The sequence below is a fragment of the Lysinibacillus sp. NPDC093688 genome (assembly GCF_050280145.1).
Classification (GTDB): domain Bacteria; phylum Bacillota; class Bacilli; order Bacillales_A; family Planococcaceae; genus Lysinibacillus; species Lysinibacillus xylanilyticus_B.
On record NZ_JBNNUX010000001.1, the window covers coordinates 164,925 to 165,344 of the forward strand.

The window sequence follows — 420 nt, forward strand, 5'->3', positions numbered from 1 at the left end:
ATGTAACTACTTCGCTATAGCTTAATGTTAAAGTTTGGAGTAGTACTGCCCGTTAAAGCGGGGTAAAGTGAAACTTTAATCAGTGGGGATTTTTCATCCCCACTGATTATTAGTGTTCACCAATCGGGCATTTACGGGCAGTTAATCCCCATGTAACTACTTTGCTATAGCTTAATTTTAAAGTTTGGAGTAGTACTGCCCGTTAAAGCGGGGTAAAGTGAAACTTTAATCGGGGACGCATTATCCCCACTGATTATTAGTGTTCACCAATCGGGCATTTACGGGCAGTTAATCCTCATGTAACTACTTTGCTATAGCTTAATTTTAAAGTTTGGAGTAGTACTGCCCGTTAAAGCGGGGTAAAGTGAAACTTTAATCAGTGGGGATTTTTCATCCCCACTGATTATTAGTGTTCACCAA